The sequence below is a fragment of the Bacillus sp. NPDC077411 genome (assembly GCF_044543425.1).
In the GTDB taxonomy this organism is placed as follows: domain Bacteria; phylum Bacillota; class Bacilli; order Bacillales; family Bacillaceae_G; genus Bacillus_A; species Bacillus_A bruguierae.
This window is the reverse complement of sequence record NZ_JBITWA010000021.1, coordinates 1-24252: the sequence shown is the minus strand read 5'-3', so window position 1 is coordinate 24252 and position 24252 is coordinate 1. Positions and strand designations below refer to the sequence as shown.

Genomic DNA, 24252 nt, shown 5'->3' with positions numbered 1-24252 from the left:
TTCAGGAGATCTTCCAGATTTTATTTTAGATATAGGATAGTGATTTTGTGACACAATTTGAAAATGCAATTCAAAGAATAAAACACATAAATTGGGATAATGTAAAGGAGAACCAACCATCATTTGAATTATTGGTTTCAGAATTTATTAGAAGGGGTAACATTTTCAGGGATATATATAGTCCAGAAAATAAGTATCGTTTAGCAATTTTTAGTGCAGCTGAGACTATAAACACTGAGATTCAAGTGGATATTGAAGGTATTGTTAATGACCTGAATTTACTAAGGTATGGTTGGACCGCTAGATATCTATGTAAGAGTTTTTTAGAATGGTCATATCTGATTAGTTCAAATAATAAAATTGCTATGCAATTTGAGGATCTGTATGAACCAATAATCATGCTATATGAAAGGGGTGGTAGGATAAACTATCATCAAAATGAACTACTTTGCGGAAAATATGCTTGGCTACGTAATTGTTACGGTTTTCCGGAAAAGGGTAGTGTTAAAGAACTTAAGCATGAAGAATTAGATAAAATAGATAATAAAGGTAATGTTAATACTTGAATTTAGAAGAAATCATCCTAACATACAACTAAATATTTATGTTACTTCCACTCCTTTTCTTTCTTCTTCTACCAATAGCTTTACTGCATAAAGTTTGAACTCTTTATCATATGTTTTTACCATTGCAGACACCTCGTTCTTTTTAGTACGTGTATTATACTAAAAACCCCAGTTTGGCGTGTCCATTTTTTAGACTAGCATTAAAGTCTATATGTTAAAATATAGTAAGGGTGAAGTGTGAATATAAAAAAAACTGCTATAATTGCGATTGCTATTATAGCATTATTTATGCTTATTTTCTTTCAAACCACAGAGGAGGAAATGGGGGACACACTTGGCACACGGTTCAAGTGAAAGATAATCATAACATTCAGTTTCAGGTGGAAGTGAATGGTTTGTTTAACTCCACCATTATAGGGAATGATTATGAAAATGGTTTAAAAGTATATGAAGAGTATAAAAAATTCAAACCATTATTGAAAGAAATTGAAAAGTTAGGATACATTCCAGCACCTGATGAAAATGTAATTCAATATATAATTGATGATATGGAAGAAAGCCATAGAACGCCTCTTTCCGAGTTATTTGTAATGTTAAAATCTGTCCAAAATCTAGATTATAGTCAATTTGAAACGAAAGAACTCGATCGTTTATTTGCTCTATTGCAACTTGTTCAAAACAATAATAAACAAATAACAAAAATTGAAATACTAGATAATAAGGATAAGTTACCTCATTTAAATTTGGAAAACATACAAGAAATCAAATCAAAAGATCAGTTGCTATTCGCAATGAAAAATGCTTCAAGAGAATATTGGGCCAATTTAATTCTAACGCAGATTCAAGACAAAATGAAAGGAATTGAAAATGACTATGTAACGTTCAAAGGCACTTCTTGTAATCATATAGAAAACGGAGAGTGCAAAACTTATAAGGTGATTTTACAATTTAAAGATGACATGTTGAATTATAAGAAAAATCCACAACTCATTGACGATATTTACAAAATGTCTTCTTTATTGCAAGCAGAAAAACCTAACAATAATTTTGAAATGGAATTTGTTAATACTGGGAAATCATCTTATACAAGAAGTCTTTTACTTAATCAATTGCAAACAAGAGAACAAATTGAAACTGCTGTAAAAAAATTCTTAGTGGAAGAATAAAACACAAAAGTTGATTCATTAGTATATAAGAACTTCCTCATAATACGAACGGAAATCTGGCGAGTTTACTATCGAGAATATAGAGATTTCTGGGGAAGTATATATTCCTTCTGGTGGGAGTGGGATGCTTTTTTTGATGCTACGGGATTCAAATATAGATAGGATAAATATGCAAATTAAATAAAATAGATTCATTGTATATGAGATTTTTATAATAGTTGCATAGTTTGATTTTCAATAGTATGTAAAATAAATGGGATATGAAAAGGAGCTGGTCATCGTGATTTATGATAAAGCAAAGTACCACTATAATGGTGATTTTCCAGAGGATTTGCCAATTGAACAAGCATATGTACATACTGGTATGTTTCTTGGGTGGATCATTGAAAATAATTTATTTAGTAAGGAATTTGAAGAAAGGTCTCGAGATGACATTAATAAGTTTAAACTTAGACAAATTACTGGTACGCAAATCTATATGAAGTGGGGTGGTGTGTTTGCAGACGACATGTTAAATGATGAGGGTAATCAATTTGCAATGTATTACTTTAATAATGATAATGATTGGAAGTATCTATATGATTATAGAGATGTTTTTATAGATGCAGGCGAAACACTTTATCATGTACAAGATACTTGGGAAAACTATTTTGAATTAAAAGAAGAGGTTGATTATAGCTATCTGAACTGGAAAAACAACATACAGAAACTGTAACAGATCTCAATAATTGTGCTTTTAGCCGTGCTATCAATGGGAAAAATAACAATTTTTTTGAAACTATGTTTGAAATCTATAAAGCAGGTGGCTTTCCTTGTGGCTGGAATGGTGAGTATCCTGGTGATGGAAGAATCATTGCTTATTTTGAAAAGAGATAGTTAATACAAGCGAGTTATAAAGAAAGAGGATTCAATACATGAATCTTGTAAAATAAAGTAATCCCAAGCTCTCCTAAATACGTGAATGTATTTAGGGGAGTTTTTATTATGTAAAGTGGGAGAATTTTATTAGGTGTTGAAGCTACAATGAAGTCTCAAAATCAAAATATATCCATGATTTCTCTCTTCAATGATTTACAACTTTAAATGTTAACAAAATTTGAAATATGTGCACAGAATAAAAATAGATAATTAATAATATATTGACCTCTTTATAGTTAGTACTATAAAATTGAAAGCGATAACAAACGGTTTCCTAAAAAGGTTTTCTATGATCTTTTGATATTTAGAGATATAACAAGGAATAAGTAATTCTTTTTTTTGATATTTAATGCAAACGTTTTCGTAAACCCCTTTGTTATTTCTTTATATGTTTGATTTTCCTATTAAAAGATCATTGAAATAAATATGAATACATTCAATATGGAGGTGTTATAAAAGAGATTTTCAGATGAACTTAAGCAGTGTTACTTAGTTAGTAACATATAGTTTTGAAATAAACATAATCAATTGTTCGTAATATTTTAAGAAAGGGTGAATGAAGTGAAATTTACAAAAAAATTAATAAACAAGACGATGTTATTACTTACTGTAATTGTTATGCTATTATCTGGTTTTTCTTTTCAAAATGTAAAGGCAGATTCAAATACAAAAACAACTGAAATTATTATTCATTATAAGGAGAAGTCTGGAAATACAAAAGATTGGAATCTTTGGATGTGGGCTGGGAATGGAGATGGTAAATCCCATGAATTCACTGGGAAAGATGAGTTTGGTAAGTATGCTAAGGTGAAAATGGATGGAGATTATAATCGTGTAGGATTTATAGTTCGTACGAATGAATGGGAAAAAGATGGTGGTGATCGTTGGATTGAAAATATTAAAGATGGCCGTGCTGAAGTATGGGTCCTTTCGGGCGATGATAAAGTATACTATGCTAAGCCTTCTTCTGAACTTTCTATTCAGAAGGCCACCATTGATGGCCTCAATGAAATCACTATAACTACGAATGCTCCATTCAATATTAAGGAGCAAAAAATTGAAATTGAGGGCGTTAACATTGAGAAAGTTAGTCCTTATGACACAAATGATGGAGATATTACCAATAAGGTTAAAATAATTACAGAAAAGAATCTTGATTTAAAGAAAACATACAAAATCAAAATGGAAAATTACGTTGAAGCTAATACTGAGATTGGTAAAGTAATTCGTAGCGAGGAATTTGATAATTTATTTTATTATGATGGTAATGACTTAGGGAATATATATACGCCATGGGAAACAAAGTTCCGTTTGTGGGCTCCTACTGCAAGTGAGGCAAAGTTAGTTACTTATAAAAAATGGAATGATGAAAAAGGTACTGAAATAAACATGGAACAAGGTGAAAAAGGAACTTGGATGGCAAAGCTTAAAGGAGATCAAAAAGGCCTTTTTTATACATATAAGGTGAAGATTGGTGATACATGGACTGAGGCCGTTGATCCATATGTACGTGCTGCTTCTGTGAATGGTGATAAAGGAGCAGTCGTTGATTTAAAAGAAACAAATCCAAAAAATTGGAAGGGTAATAAAAAACCGAAATTAAAAAATCCAGAAGATGCAATTATTTATGAGTTGCAAGTACGTGATCTTTCTATTCAATCTGAAAGTGGTATTAAACATAAAGGAAAATATCTTGGTGTAGCAGAAAAAGGGACAAGAGGACCTGAAGGTGTAAAAACAGGTCTTGATCATATTAAGGATCTTGGTGTTACTCATGTTCAGTTTTTACCGATATTTGATTATGCTTCAGTAAATGAAGAAAATTTAAATGAACCACAATATAACTGGGGATATGATCCGAAAAATTACAATGTACCAGAAGGCTCGTATTCTACAAATCCTTATGATCCGACTGTTCGAATTACTGAATTAAAGCAGATGATTCAAACACTTCATGATAATAATCTTCGTGTTGTGATGGACGTGGTATATAATCATATGTACAATGCGGCTGAATCCAATTTCCACAAGTTAGTTCCAGGCTATTATTATCGTTACAACGAGGATGGTTCACTTGCAAATGGAACTGGTGTAGGAAATGATACGGCTTCTGAACGAAAGATGATGAGGAAATTTATGGTGGATTCCGTCGCGTATTGGGCAAAAGAGTATAATTTAGATGGATTCCGTTTCGATTTGATGGGTATTCATGATTTCGAAACAATGAATGCGGTACGTAAAACCGTTAATAAAATTGATCCTTCTATTATTCTTCATGGAGAAGGATGGGATTTAAATACCCCTCTTGCACCTGAGTTGAAGGCAAATCAAAAAAATGCGGAGAAAATGAAAGGAATCGCTCATTTTAATGACGATATTCGTGATGGATTGAAAGGCAGCGTATTTGGGGATACGGATAATGGTTTTGTGAACGGAAAACAAAACATGGAAGAACGCATTAAAAAAGGAATTACGGCTGGTATTGATTATGATAAAAAAATGGCTACTTATCAGGATCCTGAGCAGGTTCTGACATATGTTGAAGCACATGACAACCATACATTATGGGATAAGCTTGCGTTGACGAATCCTGGCGACAGCGAAGAAGTACGTAAACAAATGCACAAGTTGTCTTCTTCCATCATATTAACATCGCAAGGGGTTCCATTCTTGCACGCAGGCCAAGAGTTCATGCGTACAAAATATGGTGATCATAATAGCTACAAATCTCCTGATTCTATTAATCAGATGGATTGGGTGCGCCGCGTGGCATTCGATAAAGAAGTAGATTATATGAAAGGTTTAATAGAGTTGCGTAACAACCATCCAGCTTTTCGTATGACATCTGCTGAACAAATAAAAAAACATATAACGTTCATTGATGCTCCAAAAAATGTTGTAGCTTATACAATAGATGGCAAAGCAAATGGTAATAAAAACGAATACTTTGTTGTAGCTCACAATGCGAATAGAGAATCCGTGGAAATTACTCTTCCATCAAAAGGTCCTTGGAAAGTGCTAGTAGATGGTGAACATGCAGGAAATAAAGTGCTTTATGTTTTCCATGATAATAAGATTAAGGTTCCTGCATTAAGTTCATTTGTTTTAAAAACAGAGAAACCGATTAAATAAGAATAGACTATATAAAAGGAAATCTTGCTTGACAAATCCACTAACCATACCGGAAGAGTAACAGGCTTCTTATTATAGACTATCAAGTAAAAGATAGAAACGTTCATATAACTATCAATAAATTAACTCTAAATATAATAATATGTATATTGTGGAAAAAAGATGAAGAATTGTAGGGAATCGATGGTGTATTCAATCAAAAATTGGTTCAAGTTAGAAGTTAAATAATAGAAAACAGCAGAGATTGTAAAGAACTCTGCTGTTTTTTTACATAATAATTGTTTAAATCATGTTGAGGATTAAGTAGAACAAGATTGAATAGTTGAAAATAACGCTGCGGATAAAATCGGGAGGTACATTATGAATTATAAAGAACAACTTGCTATTTTATATAAGATGCGCTTTATGGAAAATGAAGGAGATGATATTGAAAAATTTGAAGAAATATTAAATGAATTATCAGTTCATGCAGAAAATGAGGTAATTTCAGAACTTTGTAAAATATTTGAAGACGATGTAGCGGAACCTTCTGCAGACGATTATGTAATTGAAACGATTTTTTCTATTGCAAGCCGGAATGGATTAGAAGATGGACTTGTACAGTTAGCGAGTGGAATACCAAATATGTTACCTCAGGCAGAATTTTGGGCTGATAGAATTCATCGAACGCTTTTACATTCAGAAGAACTAATTTTCCCCTATATTAAAGCATTACAACAGATTGATAAACATACAAAACAAATAGTGAGAGATATTTTATGTAATATAAAGAGTGAAATGCCAGAGTTATATGCGGTAAAGGTTGATTTTATATTAAATCATTTCGCCATCAATGAAGTAAATTGAAACTTTAGAAAAGAAATTGAGTGACAGTGCTACAATCATTTTTCTAGATTCCACATGATTTAGGAAGGGAATCAAAGAAAACAGTTTTACTAAAAAACATTCGATGTCGTAAAAGTGCACTCAAATTTGCTAATACGAATATCACTTTAGGAGTTATAGATATGAAAGAAATGAGTAAACTTATTGCACAAATAGAGTCTTTATCTGATTGTCGTGTCTTTGAGCCTGCAGGAATACCGATAATTGACGAGAAGAAGCATATCCTACCCGAGGAGGTAAAGGAATTTTACAGTCTTTGCGGAGGAATGGTTTTGTTTGAGAATGAGAAGTATCCGGTTTATATTGTCTCTCCACAAGAATTTGTTTTAGCAAATCCGGTAATAATAGGTGAGCTGTGTGAAGATGATATGACTTCAAATTGGTATATTATATGTAATGATGGACAAGAAGAATACGTAACAATTGATTTGCATCAAAATAGATTAGGGAAATGTTATGACAGCTTCTTTGATCGTCATGGAATTGTAGGAGAATCACAAATCATTGCAACATCGTTTACAGATTTACTTGGAAGACTTATACATAATAAGGGGAAGTATTGGTATTGGCTGCAGAGTGATTTTGTATCACTCGGAGATGCTTATGATGGACTTATATAATCATTCGTAAAAGGGAAATCTTTATTATTTGTAAACGATGTGTAAATAATTTATAAATACTCATAAGTTTATATTCAAAATCAACTATATTTTTAAGTAATGTTCAGCAAACCATATGAGAGGTTCTCTCTCATACGGTTTGCTATTTTACTATTTTTCATTATCTATTTGCATTCAAACTCATGTATCAGAACTTATATTTTCGTTTCTACTTTTTTGAAATATTTCATTACTTGTAACTGTACTTTCACTTGAAGAGTTTGTAATAACAAAAATCCCCGCTATGACCAATAGCATACCGAAAATATGATACCAGAAAAGAGGTTCATGTAAGATAAGGGCTGATAAAACGACGGTACTTATCGGCATTAAAGCAGTAAATACTGCTGCAGTTCCCGCTGATACTACTTCTAATCCTTGATTCATCAATAGAACTGCTAGCACAGTAATTACAACGCCTGTATATAGTACTAGCAACCATATTAATGGAGAGACAGTAAAAAAGTTAAAATGTAAGGATTGATAAATTGCCAAAGGCAAAAATAATACGGCACCTGTCAAGCTCATAATTGTCGTCATTGTTAAAGGTCTTAAAGGTGTGGAAATTAATTTTCCAAAGGAAAAGAAAACTGCTTCTCCAATAACAGCACAAAAGATTAGTATATTTCCTATTAATGAATGTGAGTTCTCATTAAAATTTAAAAGTTGACCAAAAACATTAATAGATAATGTACCTAAAATGGTTAAAAAAATTCCTCCTATTTTATGAATCCTTAGTTTTTCTTTTAGAAAAAAATAAGAGATTAAAGCCATTATTGCAGGTGTACAACTCATAATAATGCCGCTGTCTAAAGCTGTTGTTTTTTTTAGTCCGTATAATGTGCATATGCTAAATAGGAACACACCTATAAAACTTTGAAGAAAAAATATGATGTAATCCTTTTTTACGAGTTTCGGCATTTTTTCCCCTTTATATAAAAATAAAGGAAGTAGTATTAGGCAAGCAATTAATAATCTAAGCTCAGAAGCAATAAATACAGGAAGCTCTTTAATAATGAATTTATTAACAACCACAAAGCTTCCAATTGCAATCATTGCAAATGAAATTTGAATATAAGCAAGTGTTTGTTTAGACATAAGGAGTTCCTTTCTTAATAAATTTTCCCTATTAAGTAGTTTTATTTGTAATTATAGTGTTGGGTGATTTTGGAAAACCAAAAATTTCTAAAAATAACCATAACATAATAGAGCTTATATTTGCAAAATAAAAAATCGATTATTATTTGAGAAATTTATCCAGAGTAATTACTCATAAAACAGAAAAAAATGTTATATGGTTATGTTTTTTTAAAAATCACTATTTTGAAATGATATGTATATCCCTTTGTTTTATTTGAATGCTTATATTTTCAATAGATTTTCTAGGTATTTACTTTAATATTGAGAAAAATAATTATATTCTAAATATTATTGACACTTCTTTTTGCTAATAATACCATTAACAACGTAATAAGTAATCTTCAAATTGGCAGCTAAACTTTATGTAATGGCAGTGTAGCCAAGTGGTAAGGCATAGGTCTGCAAAACCTAATTCCTTGGTTCAAATCCAAGCACTGCCTCTATTCATTTTAAGGGGGATAACATATGTCGAATTCAATCAATGTAAAAAAGAAAGGAATTCATCAATTAGTTGCATCAGAAGAAGAAATGATCAAATTAATTAGTGAAGAGTTAAAAAATACTACTCAAGAAAAATTAGCAATTATGTCAGGACATTTTATGCTTTTTTTTAATGAAGAAACGAATAACTTAACTCCTGGAATTATCGAAGAGCAGAAAACAGGCATAATGAAAGAGCGGATTTCACGTAGAGTAGGTATATTCCCTATGTATACTTGGGATATTGGAATTCAGTTAGGTGAGCAATTTTATGAACAATTTAAAGATATTAAATTCCTGTTATTAATTAATGATTGGCAATATGTCCCTTCTACAAATGCAAGTGTTAGCGACCTTCGTAAAGAATTTTACGAAAGATATACAGAAATTCCAGAAGCTTACGTTACAAGTTTAGAAAAGAGTAAGTACTTTAATCAACAAAGTATTTTGTCTAGCCGAAAAAATCCAATCTTTTTTCCGGAAACTTGGCTTAAATATAGATTTCAAAAAAGCGCTAGTAAGCTAGTGAAAGATGGAAAATTAGAAAAAAGAATGTTAAATGATCGAGACAATCAATCTGAAGTATCGTTTTTAGATGAAGATGGAAATTATAAAACATTAATTAGTTGCGGTATAACTGGATGTGCAGGAGAAATTACAGAAATGATTGCTGAGGTATATAAGGCGGGTTATAGAGCATTATTATTATTTGCGCCTGGGGAGTGTTACCAGCCAGTACGTACAGGGATTGAAATTGCTCTTAATCTATATAATCTAACAGGCATGAAAGTTATCGTTGCAGATCCAGGAGGAAGCGGTGAAATGTCCAAGGAAGAAATCTATGAAAAGCCTATTAATTTCTCTGTGTTTTCTTCTTAACAAAGGAGGACAATGTTTATGAGACAAGTGTACTTAGATTATGCTGCTACCACTCCGTGTCATAATAAAGTGGTCGAAGTGGTGGAGAAGTACATGAAAACAGAATTTGCAAACCCATCGTCTCAGCATGTGATGGGAAAAAAAGCACAGTATGCAGTTGAGCAAGCAAAAAGTAAAATTGGTATTTCTATTGGTGCCGATAAAGAAGAAATAATATTTACTTCAGGTGCAACAGAAAGTAATAACTTGGCATTATTGGGAGCCGTTGATTATTATGAAAAAGAACCGGTAAATGTAATTCTCTCTCCTATAGATCATAAATCGATTCTAGGGGTCGGCAAAGAGTTACAAAGAAGAGGGATTATCGTAAAATATGTGGATATTAATCGTGATGGAACTATTTGTTTAGATTCATTGCGATACTTGTTAGATGATAATACAAGGGTTGTTAGTTTTGCATATGTTAATTCTGAAGTTGGGACAATTCAGCCTATCAATGAAATCTCTGCTCTATGCAGAAAGTATCAAACATTGATACATGTAGATGCTGTTCAAGCTTTTGGAAAAATACCAATTGATGTAAAAAAATTAGATATCGATGCTTTATCATTATCGGGACATAAAATTTATGGACCAAAAGGCATAGGCGTTTTATATGTAAATCAACACAAACAGAAAGATTTCCGGCCTTTACTATTTGGTGGTGAACAAACATATTTACGCAGTGGGACATTACCGACTTCACTAATAGCTGGTATGGGAGTAGCAAGTGATATTGCTGTATTAGAACTAGAAGAAAATTATGAAAAGGTAAAGAGATTAAGAACAATTGTTGTAAAACGAATTCAACAAGAAATACCTCATTCTTGCGTAAATGTATGCATGGAAAATAGTATACCTCATATTATAAATATAATGGTTCCAAACATTAGTTCAGAAACACTTATAGCAGGTATGAGAACTGTTTCTATCTCTTCAGGATCTGCTTGTAACTCAAGTAGTTTAGAACCGTCATATGTTTTACAAGAGATTGGATTAACAAAAGAAGAAGCAAATAGTTCTATTCGTATATCAATTAGTCCATATTTAAGTGAAGAAGAAGTTTTGTATGCTGTTGATGAGATTGTAGCGAAAATTAAAGATATTTATTGTGTACAACAAGGATTTTAATAATACTATCAATCATGTTGTACAAACAATCTTTTGTCTTTCCAAATGGGCATGTTTATGCCCATTTTTTCACATATCCTGACTAAAGCCAAGTATACATGAAATTGGTGTTCCATTTGAAAAGATTGTAAAAACAAATAAGCAGAGTATGAAAGAAGTAGAATATATTTTGGAACAAAAAATATCCAATTGTATTTAGTATGTCTTTCTGTATACCTAATTACCATATTAAGGGTTATAAGTATTAAATTTACAAACTTTACTTTAAAGTCGTTCCTATACCAACATATATCTTTATCTCCTGATTATTATCTAATAATTGCTTTACACTATTCAATGCTTTTTCAATTCATTTATTTTTGGAAATATGATATATCCCTCCTAAAAAATTCTTGATTGTGTAGGTGTTTCGTTAAAAAATATTTTAGGCTATAGAAAAAAGTATTAAACTGTTAAAAAATAGTTGTAGACTGAAATGGTGTTTTCTGTACATGAGAGCACCTTATGTTAACAGAAAACCAATGTATCACAAAAAATGAAAAGTCCCTTCAGAAGTTATTCTCTTCAGGTTTACTTGAGACATAAGTGGTAACCTCCAGTTTTTACACTTAATTTTTGAATAGCTTAGTATTATTTAAACCTTATGAAAACAATGTAGATTTACATAATGTGTCATTATACGTAGTAAACAAACAGGCTGATCCCTCATTCAATTAAGCCTTTTTTAAGTATATTTTCTTGGGATTTTCCTTATTTCCTGTATAAAAATTTCATATCTACTATTTAGTCTCATATTTTATCCCGCTATTTTTTGGGCAGTAAGACCCCCACCTCAAAATTCAGAGAGAAGCAGAGAAGATAGGTGGGGGATAACTGCCCGTAAAAGCCCGATTGGTCGGGCTAACCGTCAGCGGGGGATGAAGAAAACCCCCACTGACGGAAGTTTCACTTTATTTTAATAAAAATTCTTCACACAAAATGAAACTAAGTCATCAGTCTAAACCCTAATTTTATTAAACTAAAGAAATAAGAAGAGAAAAATCTAATTATATATACAAGTTAAAAAAACGACCTAAAAGCCCCTTTCTTTTTAGGGGAGGACGAGAGCATCTGGCTGTGCATAGAAGCGACTTATATGTTGAAAAATGAAAATGGATTTATATAGGTCAACAGCATTCAGTCTAAAATATTTTTTAAGTCGGACAGTAGGTTAAATGAAATAAAATATTAATATTATACAAGTTATTTTATTTATTAGAGGAAATATAGAGTGTATATGGAAATTTATAGAAAGGTTATATGGAGAGGAGTGGTAAAAATGGTACAGAAAAGATTAGCAACTGTTGATACTAATATCGAACTACATCTTCATAGGACAGCGACAGAGCATAGGGATTTAAAGGTTATTTATAAAATAAATTCTTTTGTTTCAGTCATAGTAAAAAATATTGTTGGATTTGGTATATTTGTAGTAACTGATGATGAATACAAAACTGAAGGACTTTTACACATTAATAAGTTTCAGGATAAATTCATTAAAAATATAGAAGAATATATTTCAATAGGGGACAGAATTGATAATGTTAAAGTTGTAGGGATTAATCAGGAAAGTAAACTGGAATTTTCTAGTATGCATTTGACGTTTGAGAAAAAGGAGAATTATACAGACAAAAACACAAATGATTTAGCAGTGCAAGAGCTTTCTAAAGAAGTAATGGAAATAAAGAAAGTATTAATGAATAAAGTAGGAGTGATATCAAAAGAAGCAGAAAATAGGATACTTAGAAATATAGAAGAAAATGGTTTGATAACATTTTCGATGGCAATGGGGAGAGTTTTAGAAAATTATCAGGTTGATTTAGGTATGCTCTTAATTAAAGAAATTGAGAATAAAATGAGTGACTATCTTTAGCGAACTAAATTTTATAGTTTCAGATCATGCAAATATACAATTTTTAGCACGCAGCCGTGAAAGGTTAGGATTAAGAAGTAATAAAGACATTGTGGAACATTTACTTAAAGCTTATGTAGCCTTAGAGACAGAATCACATATATATTTCATTACTGAAAATTTTAGATTTCCCTGTAAAAAGGAAGATAATTCATATATCGTTAAATCAGCACTAACAAAACAGCAACTAATGAAACCATACAATTAATCATTTACTATTAGTAGGATAAGAGTGAGCGAAAAAGGAAAACATGTAGTGAAATTATTAAGATTAATTCATAATAAAGAAAACTGTAAACAAAATTAGCTGTAAAGATGCGAATACAACAAGGAGAAATTGATGTATGTTTAATAGCCTTGAAGATTTTAATAATATATTGTTAACCAAAAGAAATTCAGGTAGCATTACTTGCAGTTTCAAAAGTATAAATAATTTGAGAAATGAAATAACAAAGGAAGAATTTTTGGAAGAGATAGGTCATCAATCCAATGAAATAAAAGGAAGATGGGAAGTAATTGACAAAAGAATGGCTAAGAAAATTCTTGAGTACATTTTATCAATGGATATGGCTTATGATATTGATTTAGAAACAAAGCCTTTAGCAGAAAAATTAAGTAATTATTTTTTAAACGAATTTCTACCAGATGCAAAATACTATACTAATGGAAACTTTGATGAAATTGATGGATTCTTTAGGCTAAGTGGGTGGACATCAATTACAAACTCGACATTTGACACAGGAGTTTTAGCAATAGATAAAAACAAGATAGGCATACTGTGGGCAGAAGATAATGATTAATAATTCGTGTATTAGTTTAATAGAAATAAAAAATAGCCTGTAACAATGATTACTTGGTAATCATTGTTACAGGTTATATAGGCAACTAATTACCCTTATCTATATTTAACTTAGCTAAGAGGGCAATAGGGAACATAATATACACACTTGTTTCAGTTTTTATGAAGCTTTCTTTTCTTTTAATTGTAATCCATATTGCACAGCTTTACTTGCATTTACTCTACCATTTTTCCAATATGTTCCTGTTCCGCTAATTTTGTCTGCTGTTGCTTCAATAATTTGACGGATTTCAACGTTACTGTATCCTTGACTTGCTAATAATCCTGCAACTCCTGCAACGTGTGGAGTTGCCATAGATGTACCGCTTAATGATCGATACGTACTGCCTTTATACGTAGAGTAAATACTTGAGCCTGGCGCCGCCACATCTACCCAGCTTCCATAATTTGAGAAATAGGACTTTTGATCGGATTGATTTGTAGATGCGACTGCAATTACTTCATTGTAATAAGCAGGATAATTGGGTTGTGTATTGCCAGAATTTCCTGCAGCGGCAACAATTACAGCACCTTTATTCCAAGCATATTGAATAGCTTGTTGCAAGGCAGTTCCTCCACTAGAAGCTCCTAAGCTTAAGCTAATTACTTTTGCCCCAGCATCTGCAGATTCTCGAATACCTCGTGCTACAGCGTCAAGAGTACCACTTCCTTGACTATCTAGTACGCGAACAGCATATATAGAGGACTGCGGAGCAACCCCTGCAATTCCAATATTATTATTTGTAAGAGCTCCTGCAATACCAGCGCAGTGTGTACCATGCCCGTTTCCGTCATCGGATTGGCTATCACTATCTACATAATCATGTCCATAGATTACCTTAGATGATAAATCTGGATGCGAACCTTGTACGCCGGTATCAACAATAGCAATTTTCACATTCGGGTCACTTCGTTGGGTATCCCAAGCTTGAGGAGCCTGGATTTTTTGTAATCCATATTGATTACTAAAGTAAGAATCATTAGGAGTCCAAAATGCATGGAAATAATAATTTGGTTCTGCATATTCTACATCCGGGTTATCCTTATAAATTTTCATCTTATCTTTGACAGTACCTGAAGTAAATTGAACGACTTCGAACCCTAAAGCGTCATCTTTTGAGACAATTTCAGCTCCTGCTGATTTATGAAATTCTTGTTTTTTAGTAACTGAAGTAGTGTTTTTAAATTTCACAATAATTTGGTTAGGAACGTATTTGTTAGACGTTGCTGCTTGCGAGGTATCGGTGTTATAAAAGAAGAACCCGCCAAAAATAATTGATAAAACAGATAATAAAGAAATCAACTTGTTTTTCAATCAAAATTCCCCCTTCGTATTTCCCTGTTTTTGATGCAATTTCTTTTCCACTATATAATTTAGAACATGCCATTTATGACTTTTTTTTGAATTTTTTTGAAGATATAAATCTATATAAGTTGAATTAAGTATTTTTTTGTAGTGCTTTCTCATTGCTAAGGTATTATTCTGTAAAAATTAAGCTCATCTAATAATGCACATATGGAAATAAAATAACACGATGAATAAACTTAAAGCCACTTCTCTATTAGCTGATTACAAACTTACAAATTGGTACAAAAGATTCACAGCGCATTTTAGAAGAATCGTATACGTATGATGCAACCAGCAACCGCACCGCAATTGAACGTAAGAACGGTGACAAAACAGAAAAAACAACATACGCATATGATGCTATTAATCAATTAACAAAAGAAATATTGCCAAATGGTACAATGAAAGAATACAGCTATGACGGCTTTGGAAACCGCACAAACGTACAAGTAACAGAAGCAGGAAAAGCAGCCGTATCGACAACAGCCGTATTTAACGACGGTAACCAGCTGACGAAGTTTGGCAACGAACTCCTAACATATGACGCAAATGGAAACCGTACATCCGATGGCAAATACACATACACATGGAACGAAGTAGATCAACTTGTAGCCATCACAAAGCAAGGGGAAAGCACACCATTTGCGACATATAAATACGATGACGATGGACGTCGCATTGAAAAAACAGTAGATGGTACAACGACGCGTTATCACTACGACGGCGACAGTATCAACCCACTATACGAAACAGACGGAAGTGGAAACGTCCTTCGTCAATATGTATACTCAGTAGATGGCATCCGTCTTGCGATGAAGTCCCAAGGCCAAACGGTATATTACCACTACAACCCACGCGGTGACGTCATTGCGATGACTGATGAAAATGGACAAGTCGTAGCAAGATATGAATATGATGCATGGGGCAATGCCTTAAAGAGTGATGCAAAAGGCATCGCAGCAGAGAATCCATTTGGATATGCAGGATACATGTATGATAAAGAGATTGGGATGTATTATCTGATAGCAAGATATTACAATCCAACTCATGGCGTGTTCTTGTCTGTGGATCCGGATCCGGGTGATGAAGATGATCCGTTGACGCAGAATGGGTATAATTATGCTAATAATAATCCGGTGATGATGGTAGATCCAGATGGAAATCATCCAGTTATTGTAGGTGGGATACTTCTTTATAGAGGATATAAGGCTTATACCACGTATAAGAAAGTTAAAAAAGTAGTCAAAACTGCAAAGAAGATACATGGCAATAGTAAAGAAAGTCAAAAGAGGCAGCATGGTTATGAAATTTACTCTTATAATAAAAATGGTAAAAAAGTAGTCCAAAAGGTTGGTGTGAGCGGAGGAAAGTTAAATAAAAATGGGACATCTCGTCGTGCAAATAAACAGGTGAGAGATTGGAATAGGGAAGCAGGATATCAAAAATATTATGCAAGAGTAGTTGTTAAAAATGTTAAAAACCGACAAATGGTTTTAAATTGGGAACGTAATTATGCAAGTAAGATGAGAAAAGCTAAACAACCGATGAAGCGACATGTAAGACCATAAATTATTTAGATTGGAAGGTTATGTGAAGTGTTATGTTATTAAAAGAATTTGATTTAAGAATCTCTGACTATGAGGATGAAGAAAAGGCATATGCTTTTTCACTGGAAACTAGGTGTGTATGTGCTTTTTATGAAAGAGTATTTAATAAGTTTAATGCAGGGAAAGTATGGAAATTATTAGTTGAGGGAACAAGTGAAATTACTGAAAATAGGATTCTTACTATAGGGGGAGTGGAAGAAGTACAAGTTTTATTCGATATTGATAAGTATTTTATGGAAACTAGCGAACAAAAAAAAGTAATGATATTAGAAGCCTTACAGGCCGGTATCTTAAGGATAGCTAAAAAAGAAAATTGGAATGAGGAGATTTTTGAATATCCTTATAAAAAAATAATAGAATGCGGGTATCAAAATAATTATATTTTTGGAAAACCAAAAGTTAGTCCGTGTAAAAAATATACTGCCGAAATATATTGTGAGCACAAGTTGCACAGCTTCGATATTTTTATTGTAGTTAGATTACGTAATGGTATTCAAGTAAAATCACAATTAGTAAAATCAGAATTACCGGATGAATTTTTCTTTACAAAACATTTAGGGAAAATCAAATGGATAAGTGATAGTAAAATAGAAATGTTAAATAAACGTGAGACAAAAAAATGGATAATAGATATTAATGAATAATATTAATTGTGTACTAAGACTAAAAATGGAGAGGTAAATGATGTATGTTTAATAGAAAAAATCGATTTAAACAGGTGCTAAATGATGTGGAAGAAGTAGAAGAGGAAGCGTAGATTAAGAATTATTTTGGAGAAAGAAGAGTTGTTTTCGGCTCTTCTTTCTTTTATGTTCATAACTTAAAGGTTAGGGTACTTAGAAGAATCGTATACGTATGATGCAACAAGCAACCGCACCGCAGTTGAACGCAAAAACGGTGATAAAACTGAAAAAACAACGTATGCATATGATTCTATCAATCAACTTACAAAAGAAACATTACCAAATGGTACAGTGAAAGAATACAGCTATGACGGTTTTGGAAACCGCATAGGCGTACAAGTAACAGAAGCGGGAAAATCAGCCGTATTTAACGATGGCAATCAGTTGACGAAATTTGGAAACGAATCCCTAACGTATGACGCAAATGGAAACCGTACATCCGATGGCAAATACACATGGAACGAAGCAGACCAACTTATCGCCATCATAAAACAAGGCGAAAGCACACCGTTTGCGACATATAAATACGATGACGACGGTCGCCGCATTGAAAAGATAGTAAACGGAACAACGACACGTTACCACTACGATGGTGACAGCATCAACCCACTATACGAAACAGATGGAAGTGGAAACGTTCTCCGTCAATATGTATACTCTATAGACGGCATCCGCCTTGCGATGAAGTCCCAAGACCAAACGGTATATTACCATTACAACCGACGTGGTGACGTCATGCGATGACAGATGAAAATGGACAAGTCGTAGCAACCTATGAATACGACGCATGGGGGAATGTTTTAAAGAGTGACGCAAAAGGTATTGCAGCAGAGAATCCATTTGGCTATGCGGGATATATGTATGATAAAGAGATTGGGATGTATTATCTGATTGCTCGTTACTATCAACCAGAGCATGGTGTGTTCTTGTCAGTGGATCCAGATCCGGGTGATGAGGATGATCCGTTGACGCAGAATGGATATACTTATGGTGATAATAATCCGGTGATGATGGTGGATCCAGATGGACATTATGCACAGTTATTAATTCCAGTTGCAGTAGGTGGATATAGAGCGTATAAAGTATACAAAGGATATAAATAAATTAAAAAAGTTAATAACTATAATAAAAAAATAAAACAAACAAATAAACAACAGAATAGACATTCTAATAGTAAAAAGAACCCTCAAACATATCATGGCTATGAAATTTATAATACGAAAAGTAAACAAGTTGTTAAAGTTGGAATTAGCGGTGATAGAATTAAGAAGAATGGTAAATCAGCAAGAGCTGAGAAACAAGTAAGGAACTTTAATAGAAATTACGGTAATAATTATGCATCAAGAATTGTTAGAGTGGATTTAAGAGGTCGAGCTAAAGCAGAGCGTTGGGAAAAATACCATGTAAAGTATATTAATAGAATACAAGGAAAACCATTAGCGAAACCCTTCCATAGTCGACCGTAGGGTTAGTAAGGAGAGAGTAGATGCCGGTTGTAAAAGATATTCAATTAACATTCCTAAAAAGAAAAGAACGTATAAGTAACATAGAAACATTAAAATTAACATCTTCAAGTAACTACGATGAAGATACATCTTTTTTTAAAGAAACAAGATGTATCACTTCTTTATATTGGAGATATATACCAAAATTAAGAACCGACTATGAAAAAGGTATTTTGATTCACTGTGTAGATGATATTTCATTATTAAATCAGTGGGTGAAGGAATATCGAAATTTCCCTGAATATATTAATGTTTTTGTGGAATTTGGAAATGAACAGAATTTTTCAGATTTGCCTGATAGAAAGAAAAAAGAACTGGCCCTCCAGATTATACATTCAGAAATGAAGAATCTAGCTGTGAAATATGATTGGGATGTAGAAGAGTTAGAAAAAGTATACAATAAGATAATGGAATTGGATTATAAAAATGAACTTGTATATATAAAAAAAAATAGTCCGAACAAAAAATATGTATGTAATATAGTTTGTCAACATGAAGTTTCTTATATGGATATTTACCTTGAAATAAGAGAATTTAGAACTAAAAGGTTAATTAAACAAGAAAAGCTTATTAGAGAACAGGAGACATACGAAACAGAAATATTTAGTCATGTTAGTGATTTAGTTTGGAAGTTAAACCATAAAGTGGTTTTGACGAATGATAGAGGGAAAGAGACATGGGTACTAACTTTTTTAGAAAAGGAGCATCCATATAATTTAGTTTGGAAAATTGAAAAGCTATAAAAAGAATGTGTGTAGTTGATATAATAAATTTAGGTAAAGGGAGAGTATGGGGAAATATAGATTATACTATCCATGATAATCTTAAAGCGCATCTTGTAGTTTCTCATAAATATTATTGAAATTGGAAAATGAATATTTGTTATATGGTGCAGAAGAAGTGAAAGAGGGAAGAGCTGATGTAGGCTCTTCCTTCTTTTGGTATACATTAATATTTGTTGATTATAAAATCAAAAGGACAAACATTATACTATCACTATAATCCTCGTGGTGATGTATTTGCGATGATAGATCAAAATAGAGAAGTTGTAGCAAACTACGAATACGATGCATGGGGCAATGTCTTAAAGAGTGACACAAAAGGCATCGCAGCAGAGAATCCATTTGGCTATGCGGGATATATGTATGATAAAGAGATTGGGATGTATTATCTGATAGCGAGATATTACAATCCAACTCATGGTGTGTTCTTGTCAGTGGATCCAGACTCGGGTGATGAGGATGATCCGATTACGCAGAATGGGTATACGTATGCGGATAATAATCCGGTGATGATGGTGGATCCGGATAGGAAATGGGCAAAAGCGATAGTTGTAGTGGTTGGATATAAAGGATATAAACTTTACAAAAAATTCAAAAGGTACAGACTTAGAAAGGGAAAATTTCTAAGTCTCCATATGGGCATCTAAAAGTAAAGGTGGAAGTAACAGCTATAAAAATGCACAAGTGTTATCCCGCGCAGAGAATAGAAAAAAAATCTAATAAATATTAAATATAGAGGAGATATCATATGCTAAAAAAAAGACTAGATATAAATAGAATGGATTTATGGAAAGGGAGTATTTTAAAATCTATTGCACATGCAATTAATGTAGCGCATTATCCTGAATTATCGTATGAAAATTCGTGGGATGGTTTTAATTATAATTTGCAGGATGGAGAAGGAGCGCGAGGTACGATAACTTTTCATCCAGATTTTTGTATTGCTGCATTCCAAGATTTAAATAGTGAAAGAAGCGAGCTGGTAAAAGAAGCATCGACCTATTTTGAAGAAGCATCGGACAAACTGAAAGAGATAGCTAAAGCGGAAACATTTCAATATCTATTAGAAGATGTTGAAGGAGAAACAATACCATTAATTACTTCATCATTTTGGATTGAAAATAATAATGCATATTCAATGGACACATTTGAAGATTTACAAGAACATGGCGGCTTTTTATTGAATCTACAATTGGAGGATATTACATCTGCAATAGAAACCTTAGAAGAAGAATACGAAATGACTGAACAACAATTAGAATTATTACAATTAATCTTTGCTAAGAAAATAAAAAATCCCGAAGAGAGAATAATTCTTTCTGAACATGAGGTAGGTATGATGGGTGTAATTGATGATGAAGGGCTTAAAGAAAGCAAAGAGTCTTTTGAAGAAATAAATGTTACTTGGAATTTCTAATATCGGAACTGTTTTTTGAACTTATTTCTGTCAGTTTTATTAGAAAATAAGGTTCTGTTGCAAAGTTTCTCAAAAGATAAACAGGGATATAAAAGTATGAGGAAATATTATGTAGTAGCTAGTGGTTTCTGTAATTCATGATACACCGAAAAGGCGGAGTCTGCTTGAAGACTTCGCCTTTGTTTGTATAGGGCATGAACAATTTCGATTTCTTTTATGGTATGTGAGGCATAACGAAGAATTTGAAATCCTGCAGATTTGGCAAATATAGTTTATACAATAACACAACAAACTATGAATATAATGCTTTAAATCAAAATACGAAAGTAACGGTATACCATCACTACAACCCACGCGGTGACGTCATTGCGATGACAGATGAAAATGGACAAGTGGTGGCAAACTACGAATACGATGCATGGGGAAATGTCTTAAAGAGTGAGGCAAAAGGTATCGTAGCAGAGAATTCATTTGGTTATGCGGGATATATGTATGATAAAGAGATTGGGATGTATTATCTAATTGCGAGATATTACAATCCAACTCATGGTGTGTTCTTGTCGGTGGATCCAGGTGATGAAGACGATCCAATTACTCAAAATGCTTACACATATGCTCATAACAATCCAGTTATGAAAATAGATGCGCTGATGGGCAGCATCCGCTAATTGTGGCTTGTGTATATGGATATCAAGCGTATAAGGTTTATAAATATTATAATAAGGCCAAAAAAGTTAAAAAGCTTACAGGAGTTAAAAAAATAAAGATGCTGTAATCTATTTAAGGAAAAACCTAGATACTGGAAAATATTATGTTGGATGTACAAAATCTTGGTCGAGGTTTGAAAGAAGAAAAAAAGAACATTCGAATAAAAACGGACAGAATTATCACTTTACGGTGATTGCTCGAGCTAAGAATAAACGTAAAGCTAAACGTTATGAACAAAAATGGAGTGTTGGGGATATATTCTCTATTCCTTTACAAAATAATATGTATGCATTTGGCCAAGTATTAGAAAAAATGGGTAATTATGAAGTTTTTTGTGTTTTATTTGATGGAATGCATGAGGAAGAAGCTAGTGTTAATGAAGCTGTATGTCCAAAAAATATTAAAGTGATATTAACAATTGAATCTTATGAATTGGATAAACACGTATATCCAGTGGTAGAGCATAGAGTACCTGTTATCCCATTTCCAGACACTGAAAAGTATGACGAATTAAGGTACCCATCTCATTATAGTTCCATTCTCAGAGATTTAGCAGAGGCGTTTCATAATATAAGGAATTGGAAACATTATTATGATGAAGCGTTAGAATATCAATATTTATTTTCTAAGTATTATAGTGAAAGTTCCAATGGTTAGGAGAAGATATGAAAGTGTTTGAATCAAATTTAGAGAGAAGCGCTCGAGAAGAACAAGATATTGAAACGATATTTGTATTACTTTATGGAGAGCTAAGAATAGGCGGTAATCTTCTAATATGAATAAATATATAAAAAAAGAAAAACATAGCTTAATAATTAGTAATAATAATACTTATAATAGTGAAGAAGGGGTATATGAGATTATCAATGACGCAATTAGAGAAGTTATAACCCTTTTAAATTCAAAGTATTGTTTATATATTTACTACCTAGATACTTTTAAGTCTAAAGATGAAGTAAAAAGTTACGTTAAATTAAGAGGATTTCTTAATCGAAATGTGATTGTGTTCGAACCATTGGATTTATCATTTTTAAATGATGAATATATCTCTGAAAGATTTATTATTGGTGGTCAAGAAATAGAACAGATGATAAATAGTATTAAAACAAACGTATTTAATTCTATGGATGAACTTGAAACGTATCTTCGAGATAGATGTGAAATTTTCTGCAAAATTTTTGATTCATCATATATTGAAGTTCAAGCACAAGATGCTTCAATTATTACTGAGATAAACAATATGATTTGAATTAGAACTATATTACGGATGACATGAATCTTGGTTAATATCAGTAGTTAAATGGTAGAGTTCGAAAGGTAATCCATGGAATTCTGGCGAGATGTATATGAACGTTTTGCGATACCGTGGTCTTAAGTACTTTGTATCGATATTGCAAATAGTCCAATATATGTTGTGAATGAAGATTTATTATATGATACAGAAGAAATAGAAGATAAAGAATAATCCGATTGCTGTTGAGTAACTTCTGTATTCTTTTAAAGGAAGAACCTAAACGGGTTCTTCTTTTTCTATCTTGCCCAGTACCAGCGTTCTTGTAACCAGAGGCAAAGTAGCAAATGGTTATAAAAAATTCATGGCTTGATGGTATGTATCAATACCCCTATTACGAAAACGTAAAATTCTTGCTTTTTTTATTTGGTTTATTCTCAAAGACATATAGATTCTCTGCATATACTGCATTTGATGTTTTTAGAGCTTCTTTGATAAAACTCACAAACATAAAACGATACGAGAGAGGAATTACTTTGCAAGTAAAGCTTACTTTCAATCTCATCATTTTCCTCCTTAATCTTCCGTATAGAATTATTATAATATATTCAAAAATTAAGATTCAATACATAATTAGAAAAAATAGGAAAATCTATTCTGTGCGTGTCTGCAAATAAATTATATCAATCAGAAGTTGTCTACAAAGAAATATGTGATTCTAAAATTGTTGCGGAACTAGCCGTTGTATACCGAAAGACGAATATAAACCCAGAGTTACAAGAGTTTTTGAAAATAGCGAAAGGCAAGGCGATGAACACATTTACAAAATGACGAGAAAAATGACAAAACTGTAAGAATACACGAATGTATGTAAGAAAGTTCGATGTTTTCCTTTTTCTTTTTTTATTATAGTGAAAAAGAAGAAAGAAGAAGGAGATGTCATACTCATGGTGATACCTATTTTTATGAAAGTAAAAAAGGCGTGGGAGGGGAAGGAAGATGACGTTTTCTCAGCTCGCGTTTAAAAACGTTAGTCGAAATATACGTACGTATGGAAAACGTCATGTTAGAGGAAGAAACAGTACATTCACATAGTTAAGTCCCATTTAAACCTTTTTTCCCATAATAAAATTATAAGCGTACAAGAAGGTTGGTATTTTTAGATGAGTACAATAATCAAAACTATG

Annotated in this window: 19 protein-coding genes, 1 tRNA gene and 5 pseudogenes; 22 read left to right on the top strand and 3 right to left on the bottom strand. The window is 32.4% G+C overall.

Annotation, left to right across the window (positions count from 1 at the left end; all coding sequences use genetic code 11):
• Positions 1-47: 47 nt before the first annotated feature.
• The 6 genes from ACIGHG_RS20790 to ACIGHG_RS20765 all read left to right on the top strand — a co-directional run bounded on the left by ACIGHG_RS20790 (position 48) and on the right by ACIGHG_RS20765 (position 7287).
• Positions 48-566: a hypothetical protein gene (locus ACIGHG_RS20790; RefSeq protein WP_336474357.1), complete on the top strand. Its 519-nt coding sequence runs from the start codon at positions 48-50 to the stop codon at positions 564-566.
• A gap of 350 nt (positions 567-916) precedes the next feature.
• On the top strand, positions 917-1732 hold the full coding sequence (locus ACIGHG_RS20785; protein ID WP_396550332.1) for a hypothetical protein: 816 nt from the start codon (positions 917-919) through the stop codon (positions 1730-1732).
• A 280-nt stretch (positions 1733-2012) separates the two neighbouring features.
• On the top strand, positions 2013-2447 hold the full coding sequence (locus ACIGHG_RS20780) for a DUF7832 domain-containing protein (RefSeq protein WP_396550330.1): 435 nt from the start codon (positions 2013-2015) through the stop codon (positions 2445-2447).
• 764 nt (positions 2448-3211) lie between these two features.
• On the top strand, positions 3212-5782 hold the full coding sequence (gene pulA, locus ACIGHG_RS20775; RefSeq protein ID WP_396550328.1) for a type I pullulanase: 2571 nt from the start codon (positions 3212-3214) through the stop codon (positions 5780-5782).
• 360 nt (positions 5783-6142) lie between these two features.
• Positions 6143-6628, top strand: a complete 486-nt coding sequence (locus ACIGHG_RS20770) for an Imm30 family immunity protein (protein ID WP_396550326.1) — start codon at positions 6143-6145, stop codon at positions 6626-6628.
• Positions 6629-6789: 161 nt separating this feature from the next.
• Positions 6790-7287, top strand: a complete 498-nt coding sequence (locus tag ACIGHG_RS20765) for an SMI1/KNR4 family protein (protein ID WP_396550324.1) — start codon at positions 6790-6792, stop codon at positions 7285-7287.
• 180 nt (positions 7288-7467) lie between these two features.
• Here ACIGHG_RS20765 and ACIGHG_RS20760 read toward each other — a convergent pair whose 3' ends face one another.
• Entirely contained in the window at positions 7468-8424 is a 957-nt protein-coding gene (locus ACIGHG_RS20760; RefSeq protein ID WP_396550322.1) for a DMT family transporter, read from the bottom strand.
• A 411-nt stretch (positions 8425-8835) separates the two neighbouring features.
• Between ACIGHG_RS20760 and ACIGHG_RS20755 the strand changes: the two genes are divergently transcribed.
• The 5 genes from ACIGHG_RS20755 to ACIGHG_RS20735 all read left to right on the top strand — a co-directional run bounded on the left by ACIGHG_RS20755 (position 8836) and on the right by ACIGHG_RS20735 (position 13746).
• Positions 8836-8906: transfer RNA gene (locus tag ACIGHG_RS20755), tRNA-Cys, on the top strand.
• A gap of 25 nt (positions 8907-8931) precedes the next feature.
• Positions 8932-9825, top strand: coding sequence for an LPD16 domain-containing protein (locus ACIGHG_RS20750; RefSeq protein WP_090911298.1), 894 nt, complete (start codon positions 8932-8934; stop codon positions 9823-9825).
• An 18-nt stretch (positions 9826-9843) separates the two neighbouring features.
• Complete coding sequence (locus ACIGHG_RS20745; protein WP_336474366.1) at positions 9844-10995, top strand: cysteine desulfurase family protein; 1152 nt, start codon at positions 9844-9846, stop codon at positions 10993-10995.
• Between the two features lie 1318 nt (positions 10996-12313).
• Positions 12314-12907, top strand: a complete 594-nt coding sequence (locus ACIGHG_RS20740) for a S1 RNA-binding domain-containing protein (RefSeq protein ID WP_336474367.1) — start codon at positions 12314-12316, stop codon at positions 12905-12907.
• Between the two features lie 383 nt (positions 12908-13290).
• Positions 13291-13746: a hypothetical protein gene (locus ACIGHG_RS20735; protein ID WP_336474368.1), complete on the top strand. Its 456-nt coding sequence runs from the start codon at positions 13291-13293 to the stop codon at positions 13744-13746.
• Positions 13747-13905: 159 nt separating this feature from the next.
• Here the strand turns inward: ACIGHG_RS20735 and ACIGHG_RS20730 are convergent, their stop codons facing one another.
• On the bottom strand, positions 13906-15099 hold the full coding sequence (locus ACIGHG_RS20730; protein WP_396550319.1) for a S8 family peptidase: 1194 nt from the start codon (positions 15097-15099) through the stop codon (positions 13906-13908).
• A 254-nt stretch (positions 15100-15353) separates the two neighbouring features.
• Between ACIGHG_RS20730 and ACIGHG_RS20725 the strand changes: the two are divergent.
• From ACIGHG_RS20725 to ACIGHG_RS20695, 7 genes and pseudogenes are all read left to right on the top strand, one after another.
• Positions 15354-16700: pseudogene (locus ACIGHG_RS20725) on the top strand (RHS repeat-associated core domain-containing protein); the annotation flags it as partial.
• Between the two features lie 32 nt (positions 16701-16732).
• Positions 16733-17383 carry a hypothetical protein gene (locus ACIGHG_RS20720; protein ID WP_396550317.1) on the top strand — a complete coding sequence of 217 codons (651 nt, stop codon included), beginning with the start codon at positions 16733-16735 and terminating at the stop codon, positions 17381-17383.
• A gap of 192 nt (positions 17384-17575) precedes the next feature.
• Positions 17576-18495, top strand: a pseudogene (locus tag ACIGHG_RS20715) (RHS repeat domain-containing protein); the annotation flags it as partial.
• A gap of 30 nt (positions 18496-18525) precedes the next feature.
• Entirely contained in the window at positions 18526-18888 is a 363-nt protein-coding gene (locus ACIGHG_RS20710) for a hypothetical protein (RefSeq protein WP_396550377.1), read from the top strand.
• A 20-nt stretch (positions 18889-18908) separates the two neighbouring features.
• A complete protein-coding gene (locus tag ACIGHG_RS20705; RefSeq protein WP_396550315.1) occupies positions 18909-19670 on the top strand; it encodes a hypothetical protein in 762 nt (253 codons plus the stop codon).
• Positions 19671-19885: 215 nt separating this feature from the next.
• A pseudogene (locus ACIGHG_RS20700) lies at positions 19886-20254 on the top strand (RHS repeat-associated core domain-containing protein); the annotation flags it as partial.
• 203 nt (positions 20255-20457) lie between these two features.
• The gene (locus tag ACIGHG_RS20695) at positions 20458-21126 is read left to right on the top strand and encodes a hypothetical protein (RefSeq protein ID WP_336474370.1); all 669 of its coding nucleotides are present in this window, start codon (positions 20458-20460) and stop codon (positions 21124-21126) included.
• 107 nt (positions 21127-21233) lie between these two features.
• Here ACIGHG_RS20695 and ACIGHG_RS20690 read toward each other — a convergent pair.
• A pseudogene (locus ACIGHG_RS20690) lies at positions 21234-21392 on the bottom strand (IS6 family transposase); the annotation flags it as partial.
• A gap of 63 nt (positions 21393-21455) precedes the next feature.
• Between ACIGHG_RS20690 and ACIGHG_RS20685 the strand changes: the two are divergent.
• The 4 genes and pseudogenes from ACIGHG_RS20685 to ACIGHG_RS20670 form a co-directional block, all read left to right on the top strand.
• A pseudogene (locus tag ACIGHG_RS20685) lies at positions 21456-21770 on the top strand (RHS repeat-associated core domain-containing protein); the annotation flags it as partial.
• 253 nt (positions 21771-22023) lie between these two features.
• The gene (locus tag ACIGHG_RS20680; RefSeq protein WP_396550313.1) at positions 22024-22491 is read left to right on the top strand and encodes an Imm26 family immunity protein; all 468 of its coding nucleotides are present in this window, start codon (positions 22024-22026) and stop codon (positions 22489-22491) included.
• Between the two features lie 118 nt (positions 22492-22609).
• Positions 22610-23083, top strand: a complete 474-nt coding sequence (locus ACIGHG_RS20675; protein ID WP_396550311.1) for a phosphate transporter — start codon at positions 22610-22612, stop codon at positions 23081-23083.
• Between the two features lie 645 nt (positions 23084-23728).
• A complete protein-coding gene (locus ACIGHG_RS20670) occupies positions 23729-23896 on the top strand; it encodes a type 2 periplasmic-binding domain-containing protein (RefSeq protein ID WP_175483351.1) in 168 nt (55 codons plus the stop codon).
• Positions 23897-24252 lie beyond the last annotated feature (356 nt).

Bases quoted from the DNA above. Each gene is read 5' to 3' on its own strand.
- ACIGHG_RS20675 (WP_396550311.1), top strand. From the start codon at position 22,610: ATGAATAAATATATAAAAAAAGAAAAACATAGCTTAATAATTAGTAAT.
- ACIGHG_RS20765 (WP_396550324.1), top strand. From the start codon at position 6,790: ATGAAAGAAATGAGTAAACTTATTGCACAAATAGAGTCTTTATCTGAT.
- ACIGHG_RS20720 (WP_396550317.1), top strand. From the start codon at position 16,733: ATGTTATTAAAAGAATTTGATTTAAGAATCTCTGACTATGAGGATGAA.
- ACIGHG_RS20705 (WP_396550315.1), top strand. From the start codon at position 18,909: ATGCCGGTTGTAAAAGATATTCAATTAACATTCCTAAAAAGAAAAGAA.
- ACIGHG_RS20695 (WP_336474370.1), top strand. From the start codon at position 20,458: ATGCTAAAAAAAAGACTAGATATAAATAGAATGGATTTATGGAAAGGG.
- ACIGHG_RS20745 (WP_336474366.1), top strand. From the start codon at position 9,844: ATGAGACAAGTGTACTTAGATTATGCTGCTACCACTCCGTGTCATAAT.
- ACIGHG_RS20735 (WP_336474368.1), top strand. From the start codon at position 13,291: ATGTTTAATAGCCTTGAAGATTTTAATAATATATTGTTAACCAAAAGA.
- ACIGHG_RS20770 (WP_396550326.1), top strand. From the start codon at position 6,143: ATGAATTATAAAGAACAACTTGCTATTTTATATAAGATGCGCTTTATG.
- ACIGHG_RS20740 (WP_336474367.1), top strand. From the start codon at position 12,314: ATGGTACAGAAAAGATTAGCAACTGTTGATACTAATATCGAACTACAT.
- ACIGHG_RS20760 (WP_396550322.1), bottom strand. From the start codon at position 8,424: ATGTCTAAACAAACACTTGCTTATATTCAAATTTCATTTGCAATGATT.
- ACIGHG_RS20750 (WP_090911298.1), top strand. From the start codon at position 8,932: ATGTCGAATTCAATCAATGTAAAAAAGAAAGGAATTCATCAATTAGTT.